We start from the raw sequence: 16,305 nt of genomic DNA on the forward strand, positions 1-16,305 counted from the left end.
TACGTTTGTGTACTTTTACATGTAGGGAAAGTGTAGTTTTTTACCATAAGGGGGGTGTTAGGGGTTCATAATATGTGTTAAATATAGCGAAAAAATATACTCAAAATGTAACTTTAACGTTTGTTCATCGATAAAAAAGTGTTTTTTGTAGATAAATACAAGTTGTTTTATTCAAAATTGTAAGAGGTGTTCTTGTTAAAATTCATACTAAATGTATTGTGCTTTATAAATATTCTACTAGAGGCATTTTTAAGAAGTCTATTAAATTAAGTCTACCGTTTATGAAAACATGAATCTTATAAGCTTCTTATTTTGGTTATTGTTATTATTAGCTTAATTTGTTGGCACTCTATCTAAAATCACAAGCATTAATATGACTTTTTTGGGGTATTATTTTCGAGAGTTAAAACATCACTAATTTATTTATGATCTATGAGTACATATATGAAAGTCCTAACGCTATTTATTTCGCTTTTGTCAATGAGTTGTTTCGATTCAAAGGGTAAGCAAAAAGTAGAATATTATGATACTGGTGCTGTAAAAAGTATAGGACAGGTTAAGGGAAATGTAAAGATAGGTGTATGGGCGTATTTTGATGAATATGCTATTGTCGTTGATTCAATTCCTTTTGTAAATGGCTTGAAAGAGGGAGAGGCTAAGGTGTATGTTTTAGAAACGGGTCAACTTAAGGAAAAGGGGATGTATCAAAATAATAATAAACAAGGTCTCTGGACGTCATATCATGATGGGGGAAATATACATTGCAAGAAAATATATGAGAACGGAAATCTTGTAGATACCGTTGTCTATTACTACCCTAATGGCACAAAAAAAATAATAACATATATCGAGAATGGCCAGCATCATGGAGAACATAAGGAATTTTATCCTGATGGAAATATTGCTGTCACGGGATACTATAGTGATGGTAAAATAGACGGTGAATGGAAAGAGTATGATAATGCTGGTAAAATCAAGGAGATATACCGTTGTCAGACCGGATTATGGCATGGGGATTATATAAAATATCATTCTAATGGTGTGATTATGGAAAAGGGGAAATATCAGTTAGACAAACAAATCGGTGTTTGGGAGTATTTTGATAGTAGCGGAGCTGTTATCTCTACTAAAACCTTTTAAAATATATAAGGGATAGGTAAATTGGTAGAGGTTAAGGAAGTGACTATTCTTGTTCGTTTTCTGAATACTTAATAATCCATGGATTTGTTGTTAAATGGTTCCAGGGAACTGCGGCTAGATCTACCTCAGGGTCAATATACTTTCTTCTCTTTTTACCATTTACAGAAACACTGCTTTTGACATATACTGCAATATCTTTTCCTTCTTCCTTATGTTTTTTCTTGAGATATTGGGCAAATTGCCACATTGCATCGGGCTTTGAATTTACAAGACGCATTTGTTTCTTTGAAAGATACTTTGTTTTGGTAATGCGCTTTCTTTTGCCTTCGGGGTCATTTTTATCCAAAATGTAAAAACTTGTGATCCCTGATCTTCCTCGTAACATCATGCGCCAACTCATTCTATGACCCTCTTCTGTCCATAATACATCACCAGGGATAAACCAATGACGCAATGGCAGTGAGATTTGTATCACAAACCAAACAATTAGTACGGGAACTAATAATTTTTTATAAGACGGCACAACCATTTCGTTTGCGGTGTAGAATTCTTTCTTTTTCATAAAAATTCGATGTATTGTTTCTTTCGAAAAGAAAAATACTGTAAAAGCAAGCGACATATAAGGAAATATTCCGATTTGGAATACTATTGAGTTAAATAAATGAAAAAAGATACTTACAATAAAGGCGATCAATCGTGTTCTTTTCCATAGTAAAAGAGGGATTATTAAGAGGTCAAACAAAATACCAAAATAGGTAATGCTTACATGTGCCCAGTGCTCCTGAAGAATATCTCCTACAAAATGATAATGCGCTCTACCAGCCATTAAGTTTTTTGCAACCCTATAACTAAGCCAATCAGGGTATAATTTCGCAATTGAGGCATATGTATATACAATCCATAGTTGTGCAATGATTGTTAATACGCACCAACGAGGCATAGAAATTTTCTTTAGTGCAGGATTTAATTTTACATCTAATGAGAAGTAATTTCCTGCTGGCAAAACACTCATCATCATACAGAGTAGGAGTAAGAGGTAATAATGGTTGTTATACGATGATTTTTGCATAAAATAAACTCCTGCCCACATAATAGTATAACCAATCATACTCCAGCGGTACTTGTATCCAACCATGACAAGAATACCAAAGATTCCCATAATGGCAAAATAAAAGTACATACCATTACCTGGCAATGGTTGTAGGAAATCAAATTGAATAAAGGGAAACGTAAATTCGGGATCAACAAATGCTTTTCGTACCCAGCCGGTACAAATAGCTCCTATGGCTTCTGCAGCAATTAGAAATCCAAAAAATACTCTAAAAATGATAAGAGCACTATTATCTATCTTGGTAAATAACCAACGATTAATCATAATAAAGAATTTATAAAGTCTCTGGCGAAATCTTCGTCCTGGTGCATAGCTTCTTGTAAATGTGCTACTGAATCAAACTTTTTCTCATCTCTTATCCGTTTAAGTAACTGTATCTGTATTTTTTTTTCGTAGAGATTAAAAGATGCATCAAAAAAGTGGGTTTCTATGGTCTGTTGGGTTCCATTCACGGTGGGATTGGTTCCTATATTCATCATCCCAAAGTATATTCTATTATCTATACATGATTTTACAATATATACTCCGTTTTTTGGGATAAGTTTGTATTGCTCTTCTATAAATAAATTAGCTGTAGGATAGTTTAATTTTCTTCCTAATTCTTTTCCTTTAACTACTGTTCCTGTTAACATAAACTCATACCCCAAAAATGAATTCGCTCGGGTAATATTGCCTTCTGCCAATGCTTGTCGGATTTTAGTAGAGCTTACAGCTACATCATCAATGTCTTGTTTAGAAATTTCTTCTACAGTAAAGTCATTCTGCATGCCAAATGAGGCTAGATCGGTAATATTAGAGTTTCGGTTACGTCCAAATCGATGATCATACCCTATGATAACGTGCCTTATATTAAGACATTCTATTAGCATATCTTGTACATACTCACCCGCAGTAAGTCTAGAAAACTCTTTGGTAAAAGGATGGATAACCAGATTAGAAAGTCCGGTTTTTTCAAGAATTTGAATGCGTTCTTCAATGGTATTAATCAATTTTATATCTGAGTCTTGCTGCAATACCATTCTTGGATGCGGAAAAAATGTGAGAATCACAGATTCAAGATCATTTCTTTCTGCACATTCGATAAGACGTTCAATGATTTTTTTATGCCCTATATGTACACCATCAAAAGTGCCTATAGTTACAACAGAAGGTATCTGGTTATCGTATGTTTTGGCGTCTGTATAGCGTTTCATATGTTACTTATAAATTGGTGTTTTGTCACCTGTATTTTCAGCATGTTGAAAAATTCTACATTATTAGACATTATGATTGGCATTAATTACAGTGTTAGCATTGTTATTGGCCCGAAATGACACTTTTTTTGTATTTGTAAAAATAAAAAATAGTTCTGATACATTTCTTTATTTTCCGTTAAAGCTATTCATGGTGTTATTAGTTCCTGCGGCTACAAAAGATTTTATAAGTGCTATTGCTTTTTCTAATCTTTCTGGCATGGCTTTTTGTTCATCATCGTTCCATTCTCCTAAAACATAGTCTACTTGCCGTCCTTTATTAAACGCGTCACCGACACCAAATCTAAATCTGCAATATTTTGAGGTGTTTAACTGTGCTTCGGTATCTTTAAGTCCGTTATGTCCTCCTGCACTACCTTTTGACTTGAGTCGAATAGTGCCAAAGGGTAAGTTAAGGTCATCTGTAATAACCAAAAGATTTTCTAAAGGAATTTTTTCTTTTTCTAACCAATATCGAATAGCCTTACCACTCAGATTCATATAGGTATTGGGCTTAAGAAGTAGTATTGTTCTTCCTTTGTGCTTATAGGTTGTCAGGTCTCCTAACTTTTTGGTTTCAAAAATAAGTTGTTCTTCTTTAGCCAAGGCGTCTAAGACTTTAAATCCTATATTATGACGGGTGTTATGGTATTTTGGACCTATATTACCTAGCCCAACAACAAGAAATTTTTTCATAAGATCTTCTTGAGTCTCTTTTTCTTTTAAAAATAATCTTCTGACAACAGAAAGCATATTCTTTTATTGTTTTACCTCGCTTATATATAGTAATTGGTATGCTGTTTTTATAGCGATGTACTTTAAATCTACGTAAAAATAAAAAAAGCATTCTGATTATAAACCAGAATGCTTTAATATACTGAGCTGTAGCAAAATTATGCTTCTGCTGGTGCTTCTGCAGCTGCTCCTTCAGTTTCTTCTTCTTCATCTTCTTCAACAACGGCAACACGAGATGTTTTAACTTGACAAACTACTGTGTTATCAGGGTGAAGTATTGTATAGTCGTCACTAGATAAATCTGTAACATACAATTTGTTACCTATTTTAAGTTCTGAGATATCTCCTTCGATTACGTCAGGTAATTTAGAAGAAAGTCCTTTTACTTTAATACGACGTAAATTAAAACGTAATACACCACCGGCACGAACACCTCTAGAGGTTCCTGTTGTTTTGAAAGGAATCTCCATGGTTATCGGTTTATCGTCAAAAATTTCGATAAAATCTATATGCAAAATTCTATCTGTTACAGGGTGAAATTGAATATCCTGTAGGATTGCATTTACAGTTGTGCCATTATCCAACGCAATTACCACGGTATGTACGTCTGGAGTATACACTAATTTTTTGAAAGCAATTTCTGGTGCTGCAAAGTGTACAATAGTGTCTCCACCGTAAATTACACAAGGTACCTGTCCAGCATTACGTAAGGCTTTTGTTGCTTTCTTGCCTACGCTTTCTCTTTGAGATGCATTGATTGTTAATGATTTCATTTTAAAAATTTATTAATTATTAATTACATTACAAAATTAGAGCTAATAGACTCATTCTTATGAACTTTGTTCATAACATCGGCAAATAAATCTGCACAGCTTACTACTCTAATTTTATTACTTTCTTGTTTTAGAGGAATAGAATCTGTGACAATTAATTCTTCTAACTTAGATTTTTCTAATCGTTCATATGCGTTTCCTGATAGGATCGGGTGTGTACAAATAGCTCTTACGCTTTTGGCACCTCTTTCTATCATTAGATCGGCGGCTTTTGTTAAGGTTCCTGCAGTATCTACCATGTCATCAACCAAAACAACATTTTTGCCAGTAACATCGCCTATTAGTTCCATATGAGAAATAACATTTGCTTTGGCTCTTTGTTTATAACAAATAACCACATCACTTGATAAGGCTTTAGAGTATGCATATGCTCTTTTTGATCCACCCATATCAGGCGAAGCTATCGTAAGGTCACTTAAGTTTAGTGATTGTAGATATGGTAAGAAAATAGTTGATGCAAAAAGATGATCTACAGGTTTCTCAAAGAATCCTTGTATTTGATCTGCATGCAGATCCATGGTAATGATTCTAGTTGCTCCTGCTGTTTCTAGCATTTTGGCAATTAATTTTGCTGCTATAGGAACTCTAGGTTTATCTTTTCTATCTTGTCTGGCCCATCCATAATAGGGTAATACAGCTGTAATATGTCTTGCCGAAGCTCTTTTTGCTGCGTCAAGCATTAAGAGCATTTCCATCAAGTGGTCAGAACTAGGATGTGTAGATCCGATAATAAAAATTCTGGAACCTCTTACGGATTCTTCAAAAGAAGGCTGAAATTCACCATCGCTATAAGTTGAGGTAATAATTTTACCAAGACTCGAACCGTATGCAGATACTATTTTTTCTGCAAGTTCAGTACTTTGACTACACGCAAAGAATTTTGCTTCTGTTATTCCGGTTGGCATAGGGGGTAAATTGTTGAATAATAATAGATTAAACCTTTTTTTTAAAACAAGTTGCAAATTTAAAAATTTATTTTCACTCTAGGCTTTATTTTATTAGTTATTTTGATGGTGGAAAAGGAATATTTTTTTAATTTTGCCATCCAATTCAGAATTGAATATGCTCAAGTGGCGGAATTGGTAGACGCGCTGGATTCAAAATCCAGTGACTTCGGTCGTGTGGGTTCGATTCCCACCTTGAGTACAGATTTAGTAACCTTTTGTAAATTAGAAACTTACAAAGGGTTTTCTTTTGGGTAATGCCGAAATTAAGTATGCACGATACTTTCTTGAGTTACATATAGCTTAAACAATTTGCTATTACTAAGTATATAACGGTTTTCTATAAGTGGTGGTGATTACTGATGCGTATAGTGATATTTGTTTAAGAGGCAGTGTTTGTCGTAGTCTTTATTCTTCCATCCCTATTTCTTTCCACAATTCTAATTTTCATGTTTCTTTTAGATAGAAAATTTCATTTTTGTATTATTAGTCGACACTTTTTTTATGAGTTCAATTTAGTTTCTCAAATCTAATACAGTATTTTCTGTCTTAAAAATCAAAATTAATGAACCACGATTTTGGTTAAGGAATGAATCTTCTTAAGTTTTGACTAACAGTTTTATATAGAACATTCACTGCCCCATATCTATTAGAAATAATCACATAGTTGTTTTAAACATATTTTTCGACTCTAATCAACACTATAACAACGTTGGATCAAAAGCACTCATGGTTTATTTAGTGTTTGGTTTCTTAGCCCATTTTGACCCAGTTCTATAATATTTATCATCATTGAACTGAACATATCTTGTCAATTTTAAAGCTTCTAAGAAAATACCTTCTATGGTCTTAATTGTTTTTGGTTGTTGGCAGTCGTTAAAGGTAAAAATACCATCGCAAACACTAATTTTATTATTACGATGATCCCTAATGAAAAGAAAACCTTTAATTAAAGCTTCTTTAAGGCTTTGTTTAATAAAATCATCATCAATCTTCATAGGTTATTTTAACTTCATTTTTATTAGTTTCTTAAAATTTCTAGGGCTGCAATATCAATAATTTATTATTACTACGGTTACGGTTTTCCTCAGCAATCATTTTTTATAGATTATCTATATAACACTAATAATTTGCTTGTTAAAAATACTAAACTTAATCCCCATTACCCATATTGATTTTTAGAAATAATCGCATAATAGTTTTTAAGTGTATTATCGGTGCACAAATACCGTTGTCTACGAAAAATTTTCCCTTTAAATGGTATTAATAGTAAGTATTTCAAAAAGTCAATAATAGAAATATTATTCATATTTTTCTTCAAACTACAGAAGTGCATCATCAATTTTCTGAAGGAAGTGTAAATGAAAAAATGAGTAGATTTTTCTTAAAAAATCTTTATGAGTAAAGAAGGTGGATCATTAGAATGTGTAAGCATACGTATCTTTTTAGAACAGGTGGTGCAATACAATTTCAAACAGATAATCTGGTTTTAGTACGTGATTTTTTATTAAATCGACGGAGTAATGTAGCGTAAGAATTCTTGATTAAAAGGCAAATTTGCAGGTACTATTTCTTTATCTCTAGGAGAACAAAGAAAAATAGCACCTAAAGCAAGGGTAATATTGCAAGTATAAATTTGTAAATTGAATTTTGGAGTTGACAAATATCTAGTTCAACCAAAACTATTGCGTTAACTATTCTTGCTTTGATGTAATAGTATAGAAATTTTATAGAGAGGACATTGTTATTATATTTGTTTTTGCCATCAATATAGTAGAAGCAGTTTAGAAGTATTGATCAAGTAAAAGCAGCATTATTAGGTAAGTTTATGAGAAAACAAAAAGAACAAGAAAGTCTGAAAAATAAATTCGACTTTGTGCAACGTATGGCCACTCAAAAAGAGATTGAAGAAGTGGTAGGTTTTCTGAGCAAAGAAAAAAATATAGTACTCCGATTGTTACGAGGGTCTGTTTTGGTTCAGGATTTCAAAAAACCGAAGGTGGCTATATATGTGTATAATCATATCAAAATGCATGAAAACAATTCTATTCTATCCATGACGTTTCGTGTATTAAAGACTCCTTATGAGATGCGCTTGTTAGAAAACTATGATGCCATTTTTGACTTTGATAAACTAAAAAAAGAAAAAGCTAAGAAGAAAGCTCCAAAAGGAAGGCGTGCAATACCAAAAATGGAATCTATCCAGAAAACTATGCTTGTTCGAAAATATATCGAAAAAAATCCAAATGTGAATCGAGAAAGGACCTGTGCCGAATTTGGAATCTCTAAAGTAACCTATTACAGAACGATTAAATTTTTGGATTCTCAGTTGGTATAGCCTAAGTTTACTAGGGTTTCATAAACTATTGTAAAACCTTGATAGCTAAACTTCCTATCAAAAACATGAGTAATGGAGATATGTTAATCAATACTTTCTTAAATCCATATTGATTAAATTTCATTAGTCCCTGAATAAGAATTTTCAGAGCAACAAACCTGCTCAAGTATATGATTGCTATTTGGGTATTAAATTCATACATAGACAAATTGGGATGCTGTAAGAAAGCAACCAGTATATGCCCAATGATAAGAGGTGTAAAGGCATATGCTAACAAAGAGAAAATCTCTATATAGTTGGCCTTTCCGTCGATCCATTGTGCGATTTTGAATAGTATAAAAGCATACGTCAAACCTAATAAGACACAAAACAACATACAGATACATAATTGTAGTAGGTTTATTATAAATGTATTCGCTTCTTGACTTTTATCAAAATAAAAAAGAAACTGTACCATTCCATAGAACGCAAAAATTAAAGCGCTTTTTCTTCTTAGATCATCTTCGAATTCATCATCGAGAAGTTCTAAGCCTTTTCTTGTTCTAAAAAGTGTATATAGTATTGATTTCATCTTTTGTTGCTAAAGTATTTTTATTTTAATGTAGTATCTTTTTTAAGGAGGCCTTTTTAAAAAAACACTCAATAATTGAACTATGGGGATATTTTTATAATTTCTTATGTTCATTTTTTCGTTTTAATAAAAAAGCTCTTTAATCCTTTTTGAGATAAAATATTTCCATCAAAACGAAGGGTTGTTTTGTGAGACTTAAATTTGATATCGATAGTAGATGTATATTTTTTGCCTAAAAGAATCATTGCTAATTCACTTTGATTGACTTTAGGGCTTTGGTCTACTTTTCTGGTGTATTTAGTTCGTAGATTAAATTCTTTAATTTTAAGCCCGAAAATATTCTTGCATATCAATACTCTGTTGTGTAATTCAATTGAATGGATAGGAAAATAAATAAGCACCATGCTAAAAAATAGTATACTCAAGTTCAGTTCCCACAGAGATAACTGAATAGTATAAGCTGTTTTTAAAATTCTACTTCCCACAAAGCATAAAAGAGAAATGCAAAAAATGAGAAAAATGAATCTTCGACGTAAAAAATTATTGTTTTTTTGAAATCTCATCGATGATTTTTATCTAGTATATTGTCTAATACAACCCACGAATAAATAGGTTATACTCTCCTGTAATACGATTTCCTCTGGTATCTGTTACATCGATATGAATGGCATCCTCACTGCTACGTACGATTTTTATAGTTCCTGATGTGATAAACGCAGGATCAGGGTTTTCTCTATCTGGATTAAAAGCAGTCCAGTACACCGCATTAGAAAAAGTAAAAGGACTGTCTTTGGCACTAAAGGTATATGTACCTCCTTCTAGCTTCTCTGAGTTCGTATTGAGAACTGCTGCAAACAAAAAACCAGTACCATTGTACATTTCTTCTAGATTGACATACTCAATATTACCTCCAAATAGCTCCAAGTAATGCCAATACTTAAAGGTGTAATCTTCCTGACGCTCTTTATAGTCTCTTGTATATGCACCTTTGAGTTCGATACGATCACCATCTACGGTAACCGTATTAGGATAATATTTATCATCATCACTGGTACACGATACGGTAATGACAATCGTATGTACTAGGAACAAAACTCCTTTTAGTATAGTTTTCATATTTTTTGATTGTTGTTTTAATCCCATACTAGTAGTGCCCAGTATGGGGATTTATAATGGTTATTGTGATTTTGTTTTATTTAGTATTGCTTACTTGGTATATAGGTCATATTTACAAACTCGAACTAGCGACATACTATGACGCAGCGAGTTTTTTACTTGTATAAATCGCTCAAAATCTGCACTGAAAAAATTTCTGCATTATCTGGATTCAAAATACTTCATAAACATCAGTGTATTAATAATTTATTTTTTTCCCTGTATAGCATCTCATATGTCTGAACTTTATATAGGTTTATGTCTCTACCCAGAGAAATGTTACAAACTATACAGTACTTTTTTTGCTTTTTTACTGATAATGATATTTTTCCTTCTTTTTTTTGACCATTACTTTCCTAGTAAAATGCAATATTACAGCGTACTTGTTTCATTTTTTAGAACTCGAAGATTTTTATTCTTTTTAGAAATTGAGAAACGAAGGTTGGATGCTCTAATTCACAAAACGTAGCATATGTCTCTTCTCATTACTGATTTAACCTCTTAAGGCATACGATTTGTGTGCACTCTAACCTGAAACCCAAAACTCTTGATTGACATATTATAGATCAATGGCGCATCTAAGGCTCTCATCAAATGAATCATTCAATAGAGTTTGGTGTTAGGAATTCCCAATCTTATTACCTCAATCTCATGGCACAACAAATTAAAATCATCCTAAGGAGATCAGGTACCACATATAATATCGATGTCGAAATCAAACAAGAAGATGGTACCAAAAAACGAGTTCCTTTCTTAGAACTATCAAAATTTGGTGAGATCGAAACTACCTAATAATGTCTTATTGATGGTAAAGGAGATAAGTCAACGAAAGATAAAAGAATAACTGGGACGAGAAAAAGAATCTCCTATGAAAAAATAGCTTTTATGACTGTAACAGGTAAAGCCTATCATGGAGTTGATATTATAGATTTTTACTTTGAGTACTTAAACAAATAACCCTTTGTAAATTAAAAGTTTGCAAAGGGTTTGTTTTTTTAAAGACATTTTTTGATAATTAAAATTATGTGATTACTTCGTCTTGTAACACTAAATGTTTACTCTTTTTGTTTTGGCAGAAGTTTGTCGATTTACTCTATTTGTTGGTAGAACTCCTTGACGAGGTGTCGGTTTTGCCCTAGACATTTTTGCAAAGACGTTTGAACCTATTTTTGGTTTTGCTGCTTTCGCTTTTTGGGCAGACTGTTTTTTAAATGCTTTTTCTAGTTTTGTTCTCTGTGTTTTTAATTTTGATTCTGCTTTCTTTATTTTAGTGTTATTTTCTCTCACCATTGCTTTGGCAGTTTTTATTTCTTTTTGATAAAAGCGGATGTCAGCTTTTATCTGAACAATGTTTCCGTTAATTTGTTTTCTTTCGAGTTTACTTGGGCGAGGTTTAGCTTTTAGAGCGGTATTCATAAGATTTACATCTTTTTTTAGTCGTGCAACTTCTGTTTCAGCTTCATTAATCTTTCCCTCGATATTAATAACGTCTCTTTTTACGGTATTTATCCCCTCATCTAAGTCAGATAAGTAGTTTGCTTTTTGTTCGAGATTTTGTGTATTCTCGTTCATTTCTGCAACCCCGTTTCTTATAAATATATCAAGATAATCTGTTTTGATTTTAGGAAATAGATCTATTGCATTGGCAAGTGTATCTCTTAAATTTTCATTTTGATCGTTTAATCGTATGAATTGCCCCCGTGATTGATGAAGAAATTCGGACCCTTTATATTCTACCCCATGCCATACTCCATTAATTTTTTGATTTCCGATCACATATTTTGATGATGTACGGACCTTATCTCTTCCTATATTTGATTCTAAGGTATGATCCTGAGTAATACGTCCCCAGGTTGATACTCCTTTTCTGTTTTTTATCTCAAAATAGACCGTTGGATTATTTTGAGGGTCTCCTGTATATCCAATGATATTCTCTGCGCGGTACAAATTTTCTCCGTAACTCATAAGTATTGTTTTTTAAAATTATACAATACGAATGTATCTGTACTTTAAGGATTTTTATAGCCCAAAGTAATAACCGGTGTAGCTGAGGTAATGTTCGGAGCAATTATACATTGCAAGGAAGTTGTTCCCTAAATCTTATTGCTTTTCGCGAGTAAGTATCTTTAGGTCTTCGATCATTCTATTTATTTCTGTGGGCAGCGTTGCATTATAGACACCTCTTAGTCGTCCGATTTTATCGACCAGAACACCATTTTCGGTATGCAAAAATTCATCAACTTCCTTCTCTAATCCTAATCGTTTTTCGGCGAAAAAAGAAGTTCTTGCTAGCTCATATATTTTGTTCTTATCTCCTGTTAATAAGTGCCATTGTTTTCAGTAAAAAAGGCTTTCTCCTTTTAGAACTATCTCGGGGTTTTGATTAAAATCCCAATCCGAAAGATCCAGTATTCCGTTTTCTATAGTAGGTGAGTTGTGATTTTGAATAGAACAGCTTAATTGAAGTATCATAACAAACCCCATGAATATTCTGAGCAGATATTTTTTTATAAATAGGTGTAGAGCTTTTGATAGTTTCATTAGCAGGCTAGAAATGATAGAGTACCAAAGATAATTGAAAATAGGGTTGATCTCATCTGTTTTAATACTTCTTGTTTTTTTATCTGTAATGATCCTCAAGAGCATTATTTGAAACTACTAGTTAGATTGTAAACTTAAAGCATGTTAAATGTAGAATATAGCTAATAAATTATAAATACATTTGAACCTAAAAACCAGTATTGAGTTTTAACTAATTTCTTCCATTAAAAAAAACATCGAATGCCTAAATTTAATTATTTGTTATTTATTATTCCGGCTTTAATATGGGGATCTACTTGGTATGTAATCAAGTATCAACTGGGGAGTGTTGATCCTATTGTATCTGTTTCTTATCGATTTGGTTTGGCAGGGGTTTTATTGTTGGGGTATGCTAAAATTCGTAGTCTTAGATTGGGTTTTACTTTAAAGCAACATTTTTTTATTGCTTTACAAGGGGTGTTGTTGTTCGGGGCAAACTATTGGCTTGTGTATTTGGCTGAATTGTATTTGAGTAGTGGATTAGTAGCTGTAGCTTTTTCTACATTAATTTTTATGAATATTTTCTTTAGTGCTATTTTTTTGGGAGATCAAATTAAAAAACAGATTATTATCGGTGCTATTTTTGGTCTTTTAGGAACTATTTTAATTTATCAATCCGAATTTAGACGAATAGCGTTTGATGATCAAATTAAGGGGTTGATTTTATGCGTAAGTTCGATTATTCTTGCTTCATTAGGGAATATTGTTTCAGCATTTAATCAACGTGCATTTAAACTTCCGGTGGTGCAGACTAATGGTTATGGAATGTTATATGGAGCTATAATTATGTTATGCATAGCATTATCTAGCGGAAAATCCATTCACTTTGATCTTTCTTTTTCATATATGGCTTCATTGGCATATTTGGCTATTTTTGGTTCTGTAATTGCCTTTACGGCTTATCTAACATTAATTGGAAGAGTAGGAGCTGCCACGGGAGCGTATGCCATTATAATAGTTCCTGTTATTGCTTTGACTATATCTGCTATTTTTGAAGAATATAGGCCAGATCTATTTGCCTATTTAGGAATGGCACTAATTCTTGTTGGAAATATTCTAGCTTTAAAGACGAAGGCTAAGACGAAATAAAGTGTTTTATTATTTTTAAGCTGGTATCAGAAACTATTATTCTATGAATTGGAATGATTTTTTATGATAAAAATCTGCAAAACTAACCTCTAGATAATTTTCGATGTCTTCTTTGGTTTTACCTTCTAAATTCATCTCAAATATTTTGGAAATATGTTTTGTCTTAAAAGTCTTAAGCATACCATGATCAGATAATAAATCTTCAAAAGTAATTTGCTTCAACTGTTGTCGCATCCATTGGTGTGCGGTATATCCTTTTTTCTTAAGAGTTAAATCGTTATTCATCTCATCTGTTATCGCTTCGTTTTTTTCCTTCGCCATATTAATTTTGACTTGCTGTCTTACGTATTCATCTTTTATAATTAGATTCATTTCTTCAGAATCGGTATACAATCGCTGTAGACTACCAAAAGCTAGTTTATAATAACTGCTTAAGAAATTTTTGTGATCGTATAGATACTTAAGATAAGCCAAACTTGCTTCTTTAAACACTTTGTGAGGTTTTCTAACATTTTTGTACGCTTCTTTTCTAAGTTCTGCAAGCTTTTGGTCTATACCTTTTATTTTACGGATGTCATTAAAGCGATCCGATTCGCCAATAGCCATTATCTCCTGATATATCTTACCATGTGCTCCTTCAAAATTATGGGTTTTGTAAGAAAATCTAAACCCTTTTTCTTTTTTCAGCCTTTGCTCTTTTTCCTTCTTATTCTTTAGGGTATCTTTTTTAGGCTCTTTATTAATTTTTTCTCTATTCTTGAGTTTAATCTTTTTTACAGAAAGATCGAAGTTATAATTATATCCAAATGTTAAGGTTAACTCATCGATTGATTCTGAATCAGTAGATTTAAACAATTGTATAGCATTGAGATTAAAATTATGTTTTTTCTTATAAATATAATTGACACTTGCTCTGAGGTTAGCAACATTACTGGTATTATCTATACCGCGGGTTGTATTATAAGATGAGCCTATAGAAGTATTCATTTTATTGTTCAGTAATTTCTTAGAAATACTCAATGTTGGCCCCCATGTTAGTGCATCTTCTCTCCCGATAGTATTATAGGTTGCATTTACTGCAGAACTGATAGTTAGTCCCCAATCAGGATATCCGCGGGTATAAGAAACCATAGTATTATGAAAAGTAGAGGCATCTCCTAGCCGAACAATCCCGTTTTGTTCATTAGCCACATCGGCTAATGCATAATTGATGTTGATAGTTTGTTGTAGTTTTTTGGTTTTGGATAAAAGATAGTTAATGTTAAGGTTGGCATTTTGGGAGAGTTGTCTATAGTCTAACTCTTCAGAAATTTCATCGGTTAAATCATCATCGTTGATGTCATCAAATTGGTTGGGCTTTATGTTAGTAAATGTAGTGAAGTTAGAGTATGACCCTGATAGATTTAGGCGTTCTGAAGCGCTCCATGACAGATTTACAGACCCTACTGTTCTACTGGTTTCGCTTTCTTTTTGGTTTTCGAGATCATCACGTTGGTATCCGATATTAAAAGCGAGATTGATTTTGTCATTAAAAAGTACGGTACTGGTATTTACCGTTATGTTTTCAAAATCATTGTTAAAGAAATAAGCACCTAATGTTTCATATCCTGGATCAATACGCTCATAAGTCAATCCAACTTTTGATTTTTTGAAACTATAATTTACTTCGCCAATCATGGCATTATAAAATTCGGTTGATGTTTTGGTATTGAGAAATAGTCCGGCTAATCCTTGTGATTCTTCAATTGTTGTTCCTCTACTATCTTGGGTTATGGCGGTAGAGGCGTATTCTGCTTTTATTTGTAGATCTTTAAAAAAAGTATAACCTCCTGAAATACTTACAACTAGATTTTCTTTGGGAGTTACACCTTTTTCATCGGGTATACTTGCTATAGAGCTTAGGTCGTCTTTGGCATAAAAAGCAATGCCACCTAGAGCAAGTTGATCCTGCTTGTATTCGAGCTTTGCGCCATATCCCATTCGCTGATAAGCAGGAATAGTATTAGCATTGCCGTCGTCTTCGGTAGCTTTGAGTAAACGTCCTGTCATAGCACTAAACGAAAAACCTCCACGCGGAGTAAGTTCTATACCTCCTCCGGTAAATTGATGTGAGTTTAGGGTATAAGGAGAAAAGGTCATATTAGCATCCCCTATATGAGCTTGTATCCATTTGTATTTTGGGTGTAAGCTTAGACGATTAAATTTATAAGGTACCTGATAATCCAGTTGCTCTCCTTGGTTAGAGATATTATAGCTAATAGGCATAGAAAATAGGTAGTAACTGGCATTAAGAAATCCTTGGATATAATAGGTAAAGGGTTCTCTACCTTGTACATTATTAGAAGTATAATATACGCCATTAGTAGCAATACCACCACTGACTTTTAACTTCTTGGCATCAGTAAGGGTTTCTAAATCTACATTTTGGGCGTTGGCGGTATTGGATATCATCCAAAAGAACATTACCAAAAATATGATCTTAGGGTAAGATGAATTCCAAAATCTTCCTACTAAACACCCTAAGCTATGATGTTTTTTATATGTTATTCCCCAAATTGAAATCAATGGTAATTATTT

General features: G+C 32.7%; 16 protein-coding genes and 1 tRNA gene. 5 read left to right on the forward strand and 12 right to left on the reverse strand.

Going from position 1 to position 16,305, the window contains the following annotated elements:
• Positions 1–432: 432 nt before the first annotated feature.
• On the forward strand, positions 433–1,140 hold the full coding sequence (locus DZ60_RS24095) for a toxin-antitoxin system YwqK family antitoxin (RefSeq protein WP_152537379.1): 708 nt from the start codon (positions 433–435) through the stop codon (positions 1,138–1,140).
• Positions 1,141–1,183: 43 nt separating this feature from the next.
• Here the strand turns inward: DZ60_RS24095 and DZ60_RS0106550 are convergent, their stop codons facing one another.
• The 5 genes from DZ60_RS0106550 to DZ60_RS0106570 form a co-directional block, all read right to left on the reverse strand.
• On the reverse strand, positions 1,184–2,515 hold the full coding sequence (locus DZ60_RS0106550; protein WP_025741294.1) for an HTTM domain-containing protein: 1,332 nt from the start codon (positions 2,513–2,515) through the stop codon (positions 1,184–1,186).
• Complete coding sequence (locus tag DZ60_RS0106555; RefSeq protein WP_025741295.1) at positions 2,512–3,444, reverse strand: bifunctional riboflavin kinase/FAD synthetase; 933 nt, start codon at positions 3,442–3,444, stop codon at positions 2,512–2,514. Before DZ60_RS0106555 ends, DZ60_RS0106550 begins: the two co-directional genes overlap by 4 nt.
• Positions 3,445–3,612: 168 nt before the next feature.
• Positions 3,613–4,236: an aminoacyl-tRNA hydrolase gene (pth, locus tag DZ60_RS0106560; protein WP_025741296.1), complete on the reverse strand. Its 624-nt coding sequence runs from the start codon at positions 4,234–4,236 to the stop codon at positions 3,613–3,615.
• A gap of 140 nt (positions 4,237–4,376) precedes the next feature.
• Positions 4,377–4,991: a 50S ribosomal protein L25/general stress protein Ctc gene (locus tag DZ60_RS0106565; RefSeq protein WP_025741297.1), complete on the reverse strand. Its 615-nt coding sequence runs from the start codon at positions 4,989–4,991 to the stop codon at positions 4,377–4,379.
• Between the two features lie 23 nt (positions 4,992–5,014).
• Complete coding sequence (locus tag DZ60_RS0106570; protein WP_025741298.1) at positions 5,015–5,956, reverse strand: ribose-phosphate pyrophosphokinase; 942 nt, start codon at positions 5,954–5,956, stop codon at positions 5,015–5,017.
• A 159-nt stretch (positions 5,957–6,115) separates the two neighbouring features.
• Between DZ60_RS0106570 and DZ60_RS0106575 the strand changes: the two genes are divergently transcribed.
• Positions 6,116–6,197: transfer RNA gene (locus tag DZ60_RS0106575), tRNA-Leu, on the forward strand.
• Positions 6,198–6,729: 532 nt separating this feature from the next.
• On the opposite strand, the gene DZ60_RS0106580 is transcribed toward DZ60_RS0106575, so the two are convergent.
• Positions 6,730–6,993, reverse strand: coding sequence for a hypothetical protein (locus tag DZ60_RS0106580; protein WP_025741299.1), 264 nt, complete (start codon positions 6,991–6,993; stop codon positions 6,730–6,732).
• An 830-nt stretch (positions 6,994–7,823) separates the two neighbouring features.
• Here DZ60_RS0106580 and DZ60_RS0106585 point away from each other — a divergent pair.
• A complete protein-coding gene (locus DZ60_RS0106585) occupies positions 7,824–8,333 on the forward strand; it encodes a hypothetical protein (RefSeq protein ID WP_025741300.1) in 510 nt (169 codons plus the stop codon).
• 25 nt (positions 8,334–8,358) lie between these two features.
• Here DZ60_RS0106585 and DZ60_RS0106590 read toward each other — a convergent pair whose 3' ends face one another.
• Positions 8,359–8,904, reverse strand: coding sequence for a Yip1 family protein (locus DZ60_RS0106590; protein WP_025741301.1), 546 nt, complete (start codon positions 8,902–8,904; stop codon positions 8,359–8,361).
• A gap of 588 nt (positions 8,905–9,492) precedes the next feature.
• On the reverse strand, positions 9,493–10,020 hold the full coding sequence (locus DZ60_RS0106600) for a hypothetical protein (protein ID WP_152537380.1): 528 nt from the start codon (positions 10,018–10,020) through the stop codon (positions 9,493–9,495).
• 633 nt (positions 10,021–10,653) lie between these two features.
• Between DZ60_RS0106600 and DZ60_RS24850 the strand changes: the two genes are divergently transcribed.
• Complete coding sequence (locus tag DZ60_RS24850; RefSeq protein ID WP_152537381.1) at positions 10,654–10,851, forward strand: hypothetical protein; 198 nt, start codon at positions 10,654–10,656, stop codon at positions 10,849–10,851.
• A 255-nt stretch (positions 10,852–11,106) separates the two neighbouring features.
• On the opposite strand, the gene DZ60_RS0106610 is transcribed toward DZ60_RS24850, so the two are convergent.
• The 3 genes from DZ60_RS0106610 to DZ60_RS0106615 all read right to left on the reverse strand — a co-directional run bounded on the left by DZ60_RS0106610 (position 11,107) and on the right by DZ60_RS0106615 (position 12,699).
• The gene (locus DZ60_RS0106610; RefSeq protein WP_025741304.1) at positions 11,107–12,024 is read right to left on the reverse strand and encodes a hypothetical protein; all 918 of its coding nucleotides are present in this window, start codon (positions 12,022–12,024) and stop codon (positions 11,107–11,109) included.
• Between the two features lie 135 nt (positions 12,025–12,159).
• A complete protein-coding gene (locus tag DZ60_RS25665; protein ID WP_262482380.1) occupies positions 12,160–12,288 on the reverse strand; it encodes a hypothetical protein in 129 nt (42 codons plus the stop codon).
• 108 nt (positions 12,289–12,396) lie between these two features.
• Entirely contained in the window at positions 12,397–12,699 is a 303-nt protein-coding gene (locus DZ60_RS0106615) for a hypothetical protein (RefSeq protein WP_161634368.1), read from the reverse strand.
• A 141-nt stretch (positions 12,700–12,840) separates the two neighbouring features.
• Between DZ60_RS0106615 and DZ60_RS0106620 the strand changes: the two genes are divergently transcribed.
• Positions 12,841–13,728 (forward strand): DMT family transporter, encoded by an 888-nt coding sequence (locus DZ60_RS0106620; protein WP_025741306.1) that lies wholly within the window; start codon positions 12,841–12,843, stop codon positions 13,726–13,728.
• A 36-nt stretch (positions 13,729–13,764) separates the two neighbouring features.
• On the opposite strand, the gene DZ60_RS0106625 is transcribed toward DZ60_RS0106620, so the two are convergent.
• Entirely contained in the window at positions 13,765–16,293 is a 2,529-nt protein-coding gene (locus tag DZ60_RS0106625; protein ID WP_025741307.1) for a TonB-dependent receptor, read from the reverse strand.
• Positions 16,294–16,305: the final 12 nt, after the last annotated feature.

Origin of the sequence: Aquimarina pacifica, assembly GCF_000520955.1 — a bacterium.
GTDB lineage: Bacteria > Bacteroidota > Bacteroidia > Flavobacteriales > Flavobacteriaceae > Aquimarina > Aquimarina pacifica.